The sequence below is a fragment of the Mangrovimicrobium sediminis genome, from assembly GCF_004745945.1.
GTDB classification, from domain to species: domain Bacteria; phylum Pseudomonadota; class Gammaproteobacteria; order Pseudomonadales; family Halieaceae; genus Mangrovimicrobium; species Mangrovimicrobium sediminis.
In genome coordinates this window covers 49105-64962 of record NZ_SRLE01000014.1, presented here as the reverse complement: position 1 = coordinate 64962, position 15858 = coordinate 49105, and the positions used below count along the sequence as shown (strand labels likewise).

12 protein-coding genes and 1 pseudogene are annotated in these 15858 nt (G+C 64.7%); 6 read left to right on the top strand and 7 right to left on the bottom strand.

The annotated features are described in order from the left end of the window. Nucleotides 1–20 precede the first annotated feature (20 nt). The 3 genes from E4634_RS18750 to E4634_RS18740 all read right to left on the bottom strand — a co-directional run bounded on the left by E4634_RS18750 (nucleotide 21) and on the right by E4634_RS18740 (nucleotide 3994). Nucleotides 21–1373, bottom strand: a complete 1353-nt coding sequence (locus E4634_RS18750) for a serine hydrolase domain-containing protein (protein ID WP_135446205.1) — start codon at nucleotides 1371–1373, stop codon at nucleotides 21–23. A gap of 75 nt (nucleotides 1374–1448) precedes the next feature. Then, nucleotides 1449–2327 carry a hypothetical protein gene (locus tag E4634_RS18745; protein ID WP_135446204.1) on the bottom strand — a complete coding sequence of 293 codons (879 nt, stop codon included), beginning with the start codon at nucleotides 2325–2327 and terminating at the stop codon, nucleotides 1449–1451. Nucleotides 2328–2410: 83 nt separating this feature from the next. Then, nucleotides 2411–3994, bottom strand: a complete 1584-nt coding sequence (locus E4634_RS18740) for a DcaP family trimeric outer membrane transporter (RefSeq protein ID WP_135446203.1) — start codon at nucleotides 3992–3994, stop codon at nucleotides 2411–2413. Between the two features lie 271 nt (nucleotides 3995–4265). Here E4634_RS18740 and E4634_RS22095 point away from each other — a divergent pair. Both E4634_RS22095 and E4634_RS18735 read left to right on the top strand, forming a co-directional pair. Then, nucleotides 4266–4577: pseudogene (locus E4634_RS22095) on the top strand (winged helix-turn-helix domain-containing protein); the annotation flags it as partial. A gap of 105 nt (nucleotides 4578–4682) precedes the next feature. Next, a complete protein-coding gene (locus E4634_RS18735; protein ID WP_240725250.1) occupies nucleotides 4683–5594 on the top strand; it encodes a tetratricopeptide repeat protein in 912 nt (303 codons plus the stop codon). 54 nt (nucleotides 5595–5648) lie between these two features. On the opposite strand, the gene E4634_RS18730 is transcribed toward E4634_RS18735, so the two are convergent. Beyond that, nucleotides 5649–6425 (bottom strand): SDR family NAD(P)-dependent oxidoreductase, encoded by a 777-nt coding sequence (locus E4634_RS18730; RefSeq protein WP_206046950.1) that lies wholly within the window; start codon nucleotides 6423–6425, stop codon nucleotides 5649–5651. Nucleotides 6426–6435: 10 nt separating this feature from the next. Next, complete coding sequence (locus E4634_RS18725) at nucleotides 6436–7554, bottom strand: epoxide hydrolase family protein (protein ID WP_135446201.1); 1119 nt, start codon at nucleotides 7552–7554, stop codon at nucleotides 6436–6438. A gap of 185 nt (nucleotides 7555–7739) precedes the next feature. Between E4634_RS18725 and E4634_RS18720 the strand changes: the two genes are divergently transcribed. Together E4634_RS18720 and E4634_RS18715 are read left to right on the top strand one after the other, a co-directional pair. Further along, on the top strand, nucleotides 7740–10061 hold the full coding sequence (locus E4634_RS18720; RefSeq protein WP_135446200.1) for a membrane-bound PQQ-dependent dehydrogenase, glucose/quinate/shikimate family: 2322 nt from the start codon (nucleotides 7740–7742) through the stop codon (nucleotides 10059–10061). A gap of 158 nt (nucleotides 10062–10219) precedes the next feature. Further along, nucleotides 10220–10846, top strand: coding sequence for a TetR/AcrR family transcriptional regulator (locus tag E4634_RS18715; RefSeq protein WP_167854987.1), 627 nt, complete (start codon nucleotides 10220–10222; stop codon nucleotides 10844–10846). Nucleotides 10847–10889: 43 nt separating this feature from the next. Here E4634_RS18715 and E4634_RS18710 read toward each other — a convergent pair whose 3' ends face one another. Further along, complete coding sequence (locus E4634_RS18710) at nucleotides 10890–12269, bottom strand: spinster family MFS transporter (protein ID WP_135446198.1); 1380 nt, start codon at nucleotides 12267–12269, stop codon at nucleotides 10890–10892. Nucleotides 12270–12353: 84 nt separating this feature from the next. Beyond that, complete coding sequence (locus E4634_RS18705; RefSeq protein WP_167854986.1) at nucleotides 12354–13853, bottom strand: AMP-binding protein; 1500 nt, start codon at nucleotides 13851–13853, stop codon at nucleotides 12354–12356. Between the two features lie 199 nt (nucleotides 13854–14052). Between E4634_RS18705 and E4634_RS18700 the strand changes: the two genes are divergently transcribed. Further along, nucleotides 14053–14484 (top strand): Zn-ribbon domain-containing OB-fold protein, encoded by a 432-nt coding sequence (locus tag E4634_RS18700; protein WP_135446196.1) that lies wholly within the window; start codon nucleotides 14053–14055, stop codon nucleotides 14482–14484. An 86-nt stretch (nucleotides 14485–14570) separates the two neighbouring features. Then, a complete protein-coding gene (locus E4634_RS18695) occupies nucleotides 14571–15758 on the top strand; it encodes a lipid-transfer protein (RefSeq protein ID WP_240725249.1) in 1188 nt (395 codons plus the stop codon). Nucleotides 15759–15858: the final 100 nt, after the last annotated feature.

Here is a 15858-nt window from a genome sequence, read left to right as displayed (position 1 = left end):
CTGTTCGACAATAGACCGACTTAGCTCGTCTTTTTAAATATGTTTACAATCTCCCTCGCCATGACCTCTTCCTGTTGTTTGCCGGTGCTGAACCAGACGACGACCGTATCCGCGGAGGGGGAGATATAGATTCCCTGTCCGCCTACACCGCCCTTGTAGAAATCACCGTCCGGAAACACGATGTCCCACTGGTAACGGTTGGTGAGTCCCTGCATGTCAGGGAATGATCTTTGCAGCAGCTTGCCCACATTGCCCCCGAGATAAATTTCCGGCTTGCCCTCATGCTGGATCGAATCGATGAGTGCCGGCGGGATGATCCGTTCCTTGCTGACCTTGCCCCAACTCGGGGTATACAGCATGGCAAAACGGCCCATATCCCTTAGGGTTGAGTTGATGAAACCCCATCCATTGCCCAGTCCATGTTTGGTCACACCGACAAAGGCGTCGTTCTGTGCGCCAATCTTGCGCCAGACGCGATTCCCGAATTCCTCGTTGAGCGTATGGTCAGTGGCCCCGTCAACGATCAGTTCCAGTACGAAGGTATTGATGGAGTTGTATTCGAAAACCGTGTGGCCGGGTTTGACCCGCTTCATATTCCGCAGCACGTCGAAGGGTGACAAATTGAGCTTGTCCTTGTCCTCGAACAACCCAAGGCTCACCGCCCAGCGGTACCAGCCGCGCTCGGGGTTGGTTCGCGCGTCATGTTCTTCGTGTTCGGTGGAATCGAGACCGGTGGCCATATCCAGGGTTTCTTCGACGGTCACGCTGTCCCACTCGGAGCCTTTCAGTTCCGGAACGTAGTCGCTCACCGGCTTCTTGATATCGACCTTGCCCTCGAGCGCCAGTAACGCCACCAGCGTTCCCGGAACGACTTTGCTGCAGGAAAACCACTGGTGCTTGTCGAAAGGCCTCATGGTTTTGTAGCGCTCGTACACCACACTTCCCTTGTGCAGCACCAACAGGCCATCCATGGTGCTGGATTCGAAATGCCCTGCGACCGTCTCCGGCGTCATGCCCGGCCGGGTAAACTTGAGCTGGCCAATTTTGGGGTCGATTTTCTCTGGCAGGTTGCTGATAGGGCCGGCGCGGTTGATTTGCATCGTGTACTGGAATGCCGACATGTTCTGCCAGGCATAGAGCGTCTTGTCACTGGCAACCTGGATCTGGACCACGTTGGCAGGTGTGTGGAAGTAATCGAAGATCTCGCGCACCTCAGCGATGGAGGTGTCCCGCGACACGATGGGTTCTGCAGCCAGTGCGGTTAATACGCCATGGCTGGCCATGAGAATGACGCCGGCGAAACTTGCGAGGTTCCTGGTCACGATTGAACGGTGTTCCAGAGGGGAAAGTTTCGATCGTTTAACGATTTTCATGCAGGTTCCTCCGTATCTACCAGGGCCAGGTCCATCTTCACTGGCCGTGATCGCTCTGGTCCATGCTTCAATTCGTCACCAGGGCAGCGGCACTACCGGTGCGACAACAAACCGGATTTGGTAGTCAGGGCCGAACGTATCCGGGGCTTCTACATACTTCCAGTACTCCAGGCCAAACTTCCAGGGTGTTTTTCCAAGGATGGCGGTCTTGTTGATGCCTACACCGACAGGAAACGTCCAGCGCTGCCCGCTCTCGGCCTCGTGGTCATAGGCGAACGTCGGTCCGGACCGAAGCTGCCAGCCCTCCTTCAAGTTCACCACCCAGAAGTACTGGCCAGCCGTCACATTGGTATCGACATCGTTGTCACCGGCGACGTCCCATTGGTGGGTCACCAACAGTCCAAGCGCACCCCAGGGTTTGACGATCGCAATCAGTGCTTCCGGGCCGAGTGCCCACTGGTCTTTGCCAAATGCATCGTCAGTAGCGGTGGGTAACGTTCCGACCATCCCACCAATAGCGACAACACCATTCGAAAAAGTCTTGCCCACACCGACGTCGAAGCCGATATCGCCCAGTTCCCAATCCCGTTCATCGTAGCCCCCGGCGACAGGGACATCCTGTTTGAGAATGATGGGAATCGCGGGACGGGCGAAGAAGTTCATACCGCTCTCCAGCGGGTAGGGCAGGCTGGGCTGGAAGGTCATGCGCAAGGCGCTTTGATCGTTTGCATCAGGAAGATCGCCGTCGAAAGCGATGTAGTCCAGGTTGAAATTCATGGTGCCGAGGACGGTATTGGGGTTGGCCAACTCGGCGGCAATTTCTGCTGCTGTCTTCTCCCGGGGTTCCTCTTCCGCCTGCGTCAGGTCCGACATGCCGAAGGAACACGCCAGAGCCAAGGCTGTAGAATACGTGCATCGGAGGATCGTTCTTGTATTGCGCTTCGCATGCTGCATTGCTCTCTCCTCGTGTCAATGTGGCCCGGACAGGGGGGCGGCTAACCGATTCAGGGAACTCTCGGCGTACTCAAAGCTGAGCGTCAGTAGTAGTAGAAGGTGCTGAACTGGAGGCGTGACGCGTCACCATCGTCGCCGGAAACAATTTGCCTCTCGCCCCACATGTACTCCATCCCCACCCGGAAACGCGGATCGAAGTCGTAGATAAGGTTGACGTGGGCCGCCCAGGCCTCGGCCATTTCGTCCGGCGCAAAAAGCTCGGGAATCTCTTCGAGCTTGGTGTAGGCGTAGTGGAGGTTGGTCGAGAACTTGCCGGGGAGGTTCAGGTGCATGCCAATGTTGGCGTTCCAGCCTTCGGCCAGGTCCAGGTTGCCGTTCTCGTCGAGGGCGGCGTTGGGGGTGCCGTCATTGGCGAAAGCGATAATGTCCGCCACCGTGCCATTGGTGTATCCCGCATTGAAACCGAGGAAATGCTGGTTATCTGGATCGAGGTAGATCCGCGAACCCAGTACCGCGGACCAGCCCAACTCTGATTCATCCCCCAAGCCGTCCGTGCCGTCAAAGCGGACTTCGTTGACCGCACCACCGACACTGAGTACACCGTGGTCCCAGGGGTAGCTCAGCCCCCCGGACAGGCGCGGCGCATCGGCACGGGCCAGGCCGCGGCCCTCGAGGGTGTCCGGGGTCACGATGCGAGTATCGTCATAGGCTTCAAGACCGATCGCCCAGTCCAGCGCGCCGAAGATCTTGTCGCCATCCCACTTGATCTGCTCGGAGCGCCCGCCGAGGATCGCGTCGCCAGCGGCGAAGTCCATGATCAGGGGAAGGGCGCGCAATTCCGTGATGATGCTCCAGGTACGGCCCGCCAGGAGCTGTCCGTACTGCATGTAGGCGTGGCGCAGGCGGAAGTTGGTATTTTCCGCGCCATCCCAGAAATCAAATTCGAGGAAAAACTTGTCGATCGGAAAGCGCGAATTCATGCTGCGGATTTCCAGGTTGGTGCGACTCTCCCGAATCCCCAACTTGCTGTAGCTACCCCCCTGGGGCGAGTCGTTCACCGGGATTGCGCCGAGCACGAACTCGTAGGGGTCACCCACGCCGTCAAAGTCGAAGATCAGGTCGGTCTTGGCGTAGCCGCCAATAGAGAAGCGGTAGTCCGAGCCGAACAGCGGCACGGATTTCTTGAAGTCGGGATCGTTGAGTTGCTCCCCGCGGCCCAGGGGGGCAATCGGCATGGTGTCCAGTATCGCCTGGGTGTCCGGCGTGGTGAGCTTGGCAATTTGGGCGTCGCTTTCGGCCTCCGCACCTGCGGTGCTCGGGAGGACTTCCTGGCTTGTGCCGCTGCTCGTGTCACTATGTGTCACTAGTTGTCCACCTGTCTCTGCCTGCCGGGCCGCGTCCCTTTCCCGAAGCAGCTTGAGTTCCTTTTCCATCTGCTCCATTTTTAGCTGCATGGCCTGCATTTGCTGCATTTTCGCCTGCATTACCTCCAGTTCGGCCTGCATTTCTTCCAGGGTCATCGTCTGGCCGCTGGCGGGTGTGGCGAGGGCTGCCATAATTAAGAGGAGGGCGGGGGCGAGTTTTGGTATCCCGGGTCGTTCAGGGCGATCCTCTGTCTCAAACATGGAGCTCTGATCGTGGGTCTGAAGCGCGCTCTGGGCAGTCATGGTTGCCGTGAACTCCTGCACTTGATTGTTACAACTGTAGGCTGGTTCCAGCCGGAGGGGGGCGGCAGGGGTATCCGGGCGCGCCTGGCTGAGACAAGCATTCACCCAAATATAGTCCACACTAACGTCCGGGAAGTTGATGAAATGTTGATGAACCACGCGTGGTGATGTGTCCGCGAACGCAAGGAATCCGGATGGTCGCTGCGGTGATCCCGTGTCTGTATTTGGTATATGCTGGAATGGTTTGTACTTGGGGGGCGGTACGTCGGGAATGAAACGCAAGGCATTCAACTCCGGGGCATTAACGAGCGTACCCACCTACCTGTTCGCTGGTTTGCGCTTTCATCCGGATAAGGGCCTGTTCCAGGAAGACAACCGCCTGTCGGTGCCACCCAAGGAAGCACAGCTCCTGGAACTGCTGCTTTCCGCCAACGGGAGTGTGGTTCCGCAGGCTAGCATAGAGAAGACCCTGTGGCCCCGACAGCAGGTCCGCTACGAGTCCCTCGCCCGCTGTGTCTATTCCCTGCGCAAGCTGTTGCGGCGATCTGGCGTTGACGGCTGTATTGAGACAGTGCCCAAACACGGGTACCGGATGACAGTGCCTGTGCAGCGGGCGCCGCAGGTGCGGCCCGGTTCCGCCAGGTTTGATTCGGTTGAGACGTCCAGTGCGACCGCGTATTCCTATTATATGTCTGCGCTGCGAGAGGCGAGTAATCCGAGGCCGGAAAAGCTCGAGCTGGCCATTGATTTCCTCCACCGCGCGGTAGAACTGGACCCGGACTACAGCGCGGCGCTGGCAGAGATTGCCGATGTGACGATGTACCAGTGTGTGCGCGGCTACGTGGCGCCAGACGTGGCGCGGGACCGGGCACTGCACGCATGTCGAACCGTCGTGCACCACCATGCCCTGCATGTTCCCACCAGGGTGATCCAGGGCTGGTTCGAGGGCATCGTCGGCCAGCAATTGCAGCACGGCCTGGCGATGCTGGACGCCGCACTGCAGGACGACCCGGAGTACGCCGCGGGCCACGCCCACCGCTCCTGGTTCATGCGCGGAATGGGCGATGCCGAGGCGGCCGCCCGCGACCAGGAACACGGTTTCAAGCTGAATCCCGAGTCCCTGCTCAACCGCCACGGGCTGGCCTGCACACTTTTTCACAGCCAGGATGTCGAGCGTGCCATTGCGCTGGAGGCGGAACTCGCCGAGACCTACCCGGACGACGACACTGCCCATACCTACCTGGCGGTATTTTCGGCCTACCTTGGCCGTGGCGGGCAGGCGCTCAAAGCCGCCGCGCGCGCGATGACCTTGTCCTGCGACATTCCCGCCGTGGTGGCCAATATCGCGTATGTGGAAGCCGCGGTGGGTAATTGCAACAAGGCTGCTGAGCTTGCCCGCTTCGCGCTGGAAGCCGATCGCTACCGCTGTCCCCGGCCGCACCTCATGCCGGTGCTGTGCGAACTGGGTCGTGAGGATGAGGCAGTGGCGCTGTTGCTGGAGAGCAAGCAGGAACACTGCCCCTGGTTCTATGGCATGCGCACCGACCCGCGGCTCGCGCACCTGCTGCGCGACGACAGACTGGCCACGGTCTACGACTGAATCGAGCTACGGACCACCTGGCGCGCGATTCGCTCCCCATTGCGAGGATGGGCGCTACTGGGTGGTAAATCCCCCATCCACCGACACACACGCGCCGGTCACAAACGCCGCCGCATCCGACAGCAACCATGCCACCGTTTCCGCCACTTCGGGCGCCTGACCCACCCGCCCGATCGGGTGGCTGCGTGCGACCATCTCCGCAAACGCCTTGTCCTCCAGCGCGCCCTCCAGCATCGGCGTGTTCACCGCGCCGGGCAGCACCGCGTTGACGCGAATACCTTTGGCGCTGTAATCCACCGCCGTCGAGCGGGTCAGGCCCACCACGCCGTGCTTGGCGCTGATATAGGCCACGGCGTTGGCGCAGCCCACGGCGCCGGCGGTGGATGAGGTGTTGACGATGGCGCCGCTGGTACCCGTGGCGATCATGTGTTCGATCTCGTACTTCAGGCACAGGAACACGCCGGTGAGATTGACCGCGAGATTCTGCTGCCAGTGGGCGAGGTCCGCCTCGAGGATGGTCTTGTGCCCGTTGTCGATGCCGGCGTTGTTGAACGCTCCGTGCAGGCCTCCGAAGGTGTCGACCGCAAACGCGACCATGGCTTTCACCTGTGCCTCGTCGGTGACATCGGTGCGCACGAACGCGGCCTCGCCGCCGTCCGCGCGAATGTCTTTGGCCAGCGCTGTGCCGGCGTCGGCGTCGAGGTCGGCGATCACCACCTGCGCGCCGCGGCTGGCGCACAGCCGCGCGGTGGCGCTGCCGAGTCCACCGGTACCGCCGGTGACCAGCAGGGTTCTGCCGCCCAGGTCCAGTTGTGCATAGGGGTTGCTCACGCGGTTCTCCTCAGTGGTTCGCTTGCAGGTGGGCGGCGAAGCGCCGCAGGTCGTCGAGCAGCGCCGCGGGCTGCTCCCAGGCAGGGAAGTGCCCGCCGCGTTCGTACACCGTCCACTGCACGATGTTGTAGTGGCGCTCGGCCCAGGCGCGCGGCAGTTTCACTACCTCCAGCGGGAAGATGGCGCCGGCGGTGGGTACGGTGACGTAGCGCTCCTGCACCGGGTTGTGCGCCATCTCGTAGTACAGGCGCGAGGCGGAGCCGGCGCAGCCGCTGAACCAGTACAGCGCGATGTTGGCGAGCATCTGGTCCGGGCTGACGGCGGGGCCGTCGCGGTTGTCGGTCCAGTCGTGCAGTTTCTCGCCGATCCACGCCGCCAGGCCGGCGGGGGAGTCGTTGAGCGCATGGCTCAGGCTCGCCGGTTTCTGCGACTGCAGGGTGAGGTGCGGGTAGCTGCGCCAGTCGTCGATGGCGGTGGTCCAGGTTTTCTCCTCGTCGTCCAGCGGCAGCGCGTCCGGGTCCTCCGGCGGGCTGCCGTTGACCAGGTTGAGGTGCAGCCCGATCACCCGCTCCGGGAACTGCCGCGCGAGTTCAGTGCCGACCAGGCTGCCCCAGTCGCCGCCCTGCACGGCGAAACGCTGGTAGCCCAGTTGTTCCATGAGGCCCACCAGGATCGGTGCCATCGCCTGCGGTGTCATGCCCGGGCGGCTGGTGGAGAAGGCGTAGCCGGGCAGGGAGGCGGCCACCGGGTGGAAGGCGGGCTGGCCCACCGGCGGTTCGGCCAGTGGTTCGAGCAGGTCGAGAAAATCCAGGCAGGAACTCGGCCAGCCATGCAACAGCAGCAGCGGGATTGCATCCGGGTGCGATGATTGCCGGTACATCGCGTGCACGTCGAGGCCATCGACCCGGGCCAGGCACTGCCGGTGGCTATTGGCCTTCGCCTCCACCGCGCGCCAGTCGAAGCCCTCCAGCCAGTAGGCACACAACTCGCGCACGAAGGGCAGGGGCGCGCCGTAGGCCCAGTCGCCGTCGAAGCTGTCCTGCAGCCAGCGCGTGCTGCGCAGGCGCGTGTGCAGGTCGTCGAGCTCCGCCTGGGGGATTTCCAGAATGAAATTGCGCAGGTCGCTCACACGGTGGTTCCCTTTATTGTCCGCCTGCCTCGCGGCGACGGGCGTTTGTTATCGGGCCGGCCATGCCGGATGGAATCGGGCATGGGTGAAAATTAAAAAACAAGGTATCATATCTTCACCCAACGCTGTATCCACGCGACGACAGTCAACCATAACAAGACGCGCAAGGCCGGGGAGATCACCGCATGTACTATTCATCAGGCATCAGCCGACAGCTGCTGGGGATTTTGCTCGCCCTGCTGGGTGCGGCCTTCGCGTGGGGCGGCTGGCAGCTGCTGCAGCTGGACGGCAGCGCCTACTACGTGGCCACCGGGGTCGCACTGCTGTTCACCGCCCTGTGCCTGTTCGTCATGCCGGCACTGGGCGCGTGGCTGTTCGGTGCAATCGTCTGGGCGACCCTGGGCTGGAGCCTGTGGGAGGTCGGCATGGATGGCTGGGCGCTGGTGCCGCGGCTGACGCTGCTGGCGGTGCTCGCGCTGGTGTTCCTGCTGCCGGGTACCCTGCGCACGGCGGGCGCAGGGGCTGCCAGCTGGGCCGCGCTGTCCGGCCTGGCATCGCTGGTCGTAGTGGGTGGCGCCTTCGCTCTCGCCGACTGGCAGGGCGAGGAACTGCCGTCGGCGACAGTGCAGCCGGCACCGGCGGCGGATGCCGGCGAGTGGCGTGTGTGGGGACGCAACGCCGCCGGCGACCGCTTCTCGCCGCTGCAGCAGATCGACAACAGCAACGTGCATCAACTCGAGCTGGCCTGGCGCTACGATTCCGATGTTCCGCCGCTGGCGAGCTTCGGCGCGCACAGCTTCGAACCGACGCCGCTGGCGGCGAACGGCTATCTGTACCTGTGCGTGGATCGCAATGTTGTGGTCGCGCTGGACCCCGAGACCGGCAAGGAACGTTGGCGGCACGACCCGGACATCAACCTCGACGGCGTGTTCGTCACCACCTGTCGCGGCGTGTCCTACTACGAGGCGCCCCCCGGCACCTCGAAGTGCCCGCGGCGGCTGATTTACGGCACCGCGGACGGGCGGTTGCTCGCGGTCAACGCCGATGACGGCAGCGCCTGCACCTCCTTCGGCGACAACGGCGCCGCCGACATGCGCCTGGGTATGGGCAGGATCCCGCCCGGCGCGCTGTCAGTCACCTCGCCGCCGGCCATCGTCAATGGCGTGGCGGTGGTCGGCCAGTTCGTCAACGACTACCTCTCGTTCTTCGACGCCCCCGCCGGCGTCATCCGCGGCTACGACGCGCTCAGCGGCGAGCTGCGCTGGGCCTGGGATGCCGGCTACCCGGTGCCGCGCGGCCTGCCGGAGGAGGGCGACAGCTACACCCTGGACACGCCCAACGCCTGGTCGGTATTCAGCGCGGACCCGGAGCGCGGCCTGGTGTTCATCCCCACCGGCAACAGCCCGCCGGACTACTACGGCGTCGAGCGCTCCGCGGCGGCCTTGAAATACAGCTCCTCCATTGTCGCCCTGGACGCGGCAACCGGCGCCGTGCGCTGGTCCTTCCAGACCGTGCACCACGACCTGTGGGACTACGACGTCGCCTCGCAGCCGGTGGCGGTGGATATCTACCAGGACGGCCAGCCGCTGCCCGCGCTGATCGTGCCCACCAAGCGCGGCGAGACCTTCCTGCTCGACCGCCGCGATGGCACGCCCATCGACCCGGTGGTGGAAAAGCCCGTGCCCCAGGGCGGCCTGCCCGGCGAGCCCATCTCGCCGACCCAGCCCTATACCACGGGCTTCCCCTCGCTGGCCGGCGAGCACCTGACCGAGACCGACATGTGGGGCATGACTGCCCTGGACCAGCTGTGGTGCCGCGTGCGCTTCCGCCAGCTACGCTATGAGGGCGACTTCAACCCGCCGTCCACCGATACCACGCTCAATTACCCGGGGGCCGCCGGCGGCAGCAACTGGGGCAGTGTCAGCGTGGACCTGGACCGCGGCATCATGGTGGCGAGCAGCCTGCACATGGCGGAAACGGGCCAGATGATCACTCACGAGGAGGCGGCGGCGCTGGACCTCGCCGGCTCGAAGGACACGCTGCTCTACCCGCAGGAGCGCGTGCCCTACGCCTTCAAGCGCAAGGTCTTTCTCTCGCCACTGGGCGCGCCCTGCCAGCGGCCGCCCTACGGCCGCATCAGCGCCTTCGCCATCGGCAGCCGCGAACTGCTGTGGAGCAAGCCGCTGGGTACCGCGGAACACTCCGGCCCCTGGGGCATTGAAACCCGCCTGCCGATCACCATGGGCGTGCCCAATGCCGGCGGCGCCATCACCACCGGCGGCGGCCTGGTGTTCATCGGCGCAGCGCAGGACCGCCGTTTGCGCGCGCTGGATATCGGCAACGGCCGCGAGCTGTGGAGCGCCAGGCTGCCCGCAGTGGGGGCGGCGACGCCGATGACATATACCGCTCCCAGCGGCCGGCAGTTCGTGGTCATCGCGGCGGGCGGCCACCCCGGTATTCCCGGCCCCTCCGCGGCGGCGGTGCTGGCCTACGCCCTGCCGCGGTAAGCCCGGGCCGCCAGGCGCTCTCTACGAGGTACTCACTTCGAGGCTCTCTCCGCGCGGCGCTCACCGCGCGGCGCAGGGTGTCGTCCGGGTAGGTGAAAATTGAAGCCGCGTCAGTCTTGGGCTACCATCGGCCAATGACAGCCGCGGGAAATCAGTCAGTGGAAAAAGAGGTTCGCAATCTGCACGGCCAGAAGATGGGCCGCAAGGGCAGGGAGACCCGCCAGCGGATCATGGACGTCACCCTGGAGATGCTGAAAAACCGGTCCTACAAAGACCTCACGGTATCCGACGTCGCCTTCGAGGCGGATGTCTCCAGTTCCACTTTCTACGTCTACTTCGAGGATATCGAGGACGTGCTGTTCGCCTGCGTGCAGGCGGCGGCACTGAACCTCGACCCCCTCTACGAAGTGCTCAACGCCGAGTGGACGGAAGATAACCTCGAGTCCCGCGTACGCCGCTTCGTCGAGATCTACGGCGAGCTGTGGGAGAAGTACCGCATCGAGCTGCGCATCCGCAACCTCGAGGCGGACCAGGGCAACCTGCGTTTCCTCAACCTGCGTATCGAGACCACCCGCGGCATCCTGCAGGCGCTGGGCAAGAAGATCGCCCAGATCAACCCGCGCCTGGAAAACCCGCAGCAGATCGCCATCGCCATTCACGCGGCGATGGGCGCGCTGGCCGCGCAGCACGATATCGGCATTGCCGGTGCCACGCGGCAAACCCGCAAGCAGCTCAGCGCCGGCGTGGTGGAACTGCTCTACCGGGTCCTGCTCAGCAAGGCCTGACATTCCCTGTCCCCGGGCTGTCCGGCCCGGTTCCGCGAGACCATCACCTGGCTTCCAGCAACTCCCGGTAGGGGCGCAGCGCCTGCCAGGCGAGCAGCGCCGCCAGCGGGCACAGCACCACCGGCAGCAGCGCCAGCGAATAGCGCAGGTACTGATCGTCGCCGAACAGGAAATCCGTGAGCATGGCGACGATGGTCGGCCCCAGCGCCAGCCCGAACAGGTTGGCGAAGAACAGCGACAGCGCGGTGACCTGCGCCTTCATGCGGTTCGGGGTGATCGCCTGCAGGGCGGTGACGCCCGGCCCGTAAAACCCGTTGAGCAGGAACATCGCCGGGCAGGCGAGCAGGATAGCCAGCTGCGGGGTCGGGCACAGCGGGCCGATGGTGGTGGGCAGGGCTACCAGGCAGGCGATCACCAGCAGCATACGCGCAGGGGCGTCGCTGATGCCGCGGCTCACCATGGGTTGCACCAGCCAGCCGATGACCAGCGCGCCGAGGCTGCCGGCGATGATGTTGATCAGGCCGAACTGCAGGCCGGCGCTCTCGCGCGGCACGCCGTAGGTGCGGATCAGGAATTCGATAAACCAGGCGAGCATGCCGTAGGTCATTACCGTGAGCAGCGAGTTAGCCCCCATCACCCCGATGTAGATGCGCTTGTGGCGCACCAGCCAGGCCCAGAACTCGGCGAGGCTGGCGCCGTCCCCGGCGCTGGCCGGGTCGCGGTCCAGGCGGCGTTGCGGCTCGCGGATGAAGCCCAGCAGCACCACCAGCAGCAAGCCCGGCGCGCCGACGCTGACAAAGGTCATCTGCCAGGGGCCGACGTGGCCGAGCAGCGGGAGGGTAGCGCCGCCAGTCGCGGCGAAATACTTGTAGACGAAGCCGCCGATGATGGCGGAGAGGCCGCCGCCCACGGTCACGCCGAGGCTGTAGATGGCGAAGGCGCGCGCCTGGCGCGCGGGCGGGAACAGGTCGGAGAGCATGGAAAAGGCCGGCGGCGAGAGCGCCGCTTCACCCACCCCGACGCCGATGCGCGCGACGAACAGGGTGGCCACGCTGCGCGCCAGCCCGCACAGGCAGCACATCACGCTCCACAGGAAGATGCCGATGGTGACGATCCACTTGCGGTTGCCGTGGTCGGCGAGCCGGGCGATGGGAATGCCGAGCACGATGTAGAACATGGAGAACGCGAAGCCGTGCAGCAGGCTGTACTGGAAATCGGAAATCTGCAGGTCGTCGCGAATCGGGCCGATCAGTACCGCCATCACATTGCGGTCGACGAAGGACAGGATGTAGGCGGCGAGCAGGACGCCGAGGGCGTAATAGGCCCCGGGCGCCGGTTTTTCATCGACGCTAGTGTCGTTGGTCGCCGCGGTGGCGGCTGCACCGACGGTGTTAGGCGTGGCTGCTGTGGTGGTCTCACTCATTATTATTCGGGCTCCGCTGTGTGCCAGGTGTCGGGCCGACCGTTACTCTAACTCAGGCCGGCGCGCAGCGGCAAAAGGCGCTGTTCATCCCGTCGCATACTGCGCCTTCAACTGGCGTACCAGTACCTTGCCGGTGGGGTTGCGCGGCAGGCGTTCGACGAAATCCACCGAGCGCGGCACCTTGAAACCGGCCAGCCGCTCGCGGCCGAAGCGGCGGATGTCCTCGGCGATGGCGGCGTCGCCGGCGAGACCGGGGCGCAACTCGACCACCGCTTTTACCTCTTCGCCCCACTCGTCGTTGGGAATGCCGAACACGGCAATGTCGGCGATATCCGCGTGCTCCAGCAGCGCCTGCTCGATCTCGCTGGGGTAGATGTTCACCCCGCCGGAGATAATCATGTTGGACTCGCGGTCGGACAGGTAGACGAAGCCGTCCGCATCCACCCGGCCGATATCGCCCAGCGACAGCACGTGCGGCTGGGGGTGGGCGCGGCGGGTTTTTTCCGCATCCTCGTGGTAGTGGAAGACACTGGCAAGCTGCCGGTGCCGGCAGAACAGCAACCCCTCCGCATCCTCGACTGGGTTGCCCTGCGCGTCGCCGACATACACCTCGAAGTTGGGAATGGGGCGGCCCACGGTGCCCGGGTGCGACACCCACTCGCCGCTGTCGGCCAGGGTAACCACGCCGGACTCGGTGGCGCCCCAGTACTCGGTGAGAATCGGCCCCCACCAGTCCAGCATGCGCTGCTTGACGCCGCGGCTGATCGGCGCCGCGCCGTGCAGCACGTGGCGCAGCGAGCTGACGTCGATATCCTGCGCGCCCTGCTCGCGGGCCTCCAGCAGGCGTACGAACATGGTCGGCACCAGGTGGGTGGTGACCACCCGGTGTTCGCGCACGGCGCGAAAAAAGGTCGCGCAGTCCCAGCGCGGCATGATGATCACCGTTGCGCCGTTGAGCAGGTCGTAGGTGGCGAACAGGCCGGGTGCGGCGTGGTACAGCGGGCCGGTCACCAGGTGCGGTCCGGCGCCGGTGAGGCCGAAGGCGCTGCCGAAGCCGCACATGCGCGCGATCATCGCCTCGACGTTGTCCGGTTTGGCGCGCTTTACGCCCTTGGGCCGGCCGGTGGTACCGCTGGTGTAGAGCATGTTGCCGCCGGCGGGGGCGGTGGGCGCCACGCTGTGGCCCGCATGCTCTTCGACGATGGGCGGGAGTTCGCGCTGGATATTGCAGGCGGCAACGCTCGCGTCCAGGAGTTCGGCATGGGCGTCGTCGTGCAGCACCAGCTTGGCGCCGCAGTCGCGGCGGATGTAGTCGATCTCGCCGGCGGTCAGGTGGGTGTTGACCGGCGTTACCCACAGTCCCGTCAGCAGGCCGGCGAGCAGGCACTCCATGTATTCGACGCGGTTGCCGACCAGCATGGCCAGGTGATCACCCGGCGTCAGGTTCGCGTCCGTGGCCAGGTAGTGGGCGAGGGCGGCGACGTTGCGGTCCAGCTCACGCCAGCTGCGCGTGGACGCGAGGTCGGTGAGCGCGAGGCTGTCGGGGTGTTCGGCGAGCTGGCGGTCGAAGTAGTGGCTGGTCACGGTGCTTATTCTTAAAACTGACGATGTGCCAATAATAGCGAGGGCGGGCCAATCTCGTCCAGTCGCCATCCCGTTGCAAGGCAGTCCACCAAGGTGGGCCATTCCTGTGCGGGTGAGCGAGGGGTAAAAATTGACAGATATTCAATTAAGCATCTAGGATGCCGCTGTCCTGTCAGTCCACTCTCCAGCGGAGCGCACCATGTCCAAATCCCAGGTTCCGGTCCTGCCGGGCTGGTTTGCCATTGAAAATGGCGAGCCGCACCTGCTCGGTACCCGCTGCCGCGCCTGCGGTACCTACTATTTCCCGCGGCAGACGCTGTTCTGCCGCAATCCGGACTGTGAGAGCGAGGCGTTCGACGAGGTGCCGCTGTCGCGGCGCGGCACGCTGTGGTCCTACACCAACGCCATGTACCAGCCCCCGGAGCCATTTGTTGCCGAGGACCCTCACGTGCCCTACACCATCCTCGCGGTGGAACTGGAGCGCGAGAAGATGATCGTGCTCGGCCAGGGGGTGGCCGGACTCGAGTGCGCCGACCTGCGTGTGGGCATGCCGGTGCAACTGGTGCTGGACACGCTGTTCGAGCGCGACGGGCAGGAGACCATCACCTGGAAGTGGGCGCCGCTGGCCTGAACCGGCGCCGCGTTTGCTGCCTTGTAGGAACCGCCGGGAAACGGGAGCCGCCGGTAAATAGAAATCGCCCGGGAAAAACGGAATCAATGACCATGGAAAAAGACATCGCCGTGCTCGGCGTGGGCATGCACCCCTGGGGCAAGTGGGGCAAAAACTTTGTCGAGTACGGGGTGAAGGCCAGCCGCGATGCGCTGCGTGATGCCGGCGTCAACTGGCGCGACATCGGCTTCGTCTCGGGTGCCGCGACCATGCGCTGCGGCTACCCCGGCTATGTGGCCGGGGCCACCTTCGCCCAGGCCCTGGGCTGGCAGGGTGCCGAGGTGAATACCTCCTACGCCGCCTGCGCCTCCGGCTCCCAGGCGCTGGCCGCGGCGCGCGCGAAAATACTTGCCGGCCAGTGCGAGGTGGCCCTGGTGGTCGGCGCGGACACCACGCCCAAGGGCTTTCTCAAGCCCGCGCCGGGTGAGCGCCCGGACGACCCGGACTGGGTGCGTTTTCGCCTGGGCATCACCAATCCCGCGTATTTCGCGCTCTACGCGCGCCGGCGTATGGATCTCTACGGCGACACGCCGGAGGACTTCGCCGCGGTCAAGGTGAAGAACGCCGAACACGGGCTGGAGAACCCCAACGCCCGCTATCGCAAGCGCTTCAGCCTGGAGGATGTCGCAAGCTCGGCGCTGGTCGCGGACCCGCTGCGCCTGATGGATATCTGTGCCACCTCCGACGGCGCCGCCGCGCTGGTGGTGTCGTCGCTGGATTACGCCCGGCGCCTGGGCCAGGCGGACGCCGTGCGCGTCGCCGCCATTTCCACGGTGACGCCGACCTTTGCCTCGGCGGTGGTGGAGATGCCCGATATCGCCACCGACTCCGCTGCAGCAGTGGAGGCCGCGCGGTTTCGCGCAGCGCTGCCGGCCAAGGCCTACGAGGAGGCGGGGCTGGGGCCGGAAGATATCTCGGTGGCCGAGGTGTACGACCTCTCCACCGCGCTGGAAATGGACTGGTACGAAGACCTGCAGTTCTGCCCGCGCGGCGAGGCGGCCAACCTGGTGCGCAGCGGCGCCACGTGTATCGGCGGGCGCCTGCCGGTGAATCCCTCGGGCGGCCTGGCCTGTTTCGGCGAAGCGGTGCCGGCCCAGGCGCTGGCCCAGGTGTGTGAACTCACCTGGCAGTTGCGCGGCGCGGCGGGGCCGCGGCAGGTCGCCGGCGCGCGCGTGGGCATCACCGCAAACCAGGGCCTGTTCGGCCACGGCTCGGCGGTGATCCTCAAGCGCTGATGTCCGGACAAACTTCCAATAATTGAATTGACGTCAGTTTTTGCGGCGCGTATATTTCCCTGAAAGTCCGCTATAAAACAATGGTTACGCCGTGAGACGT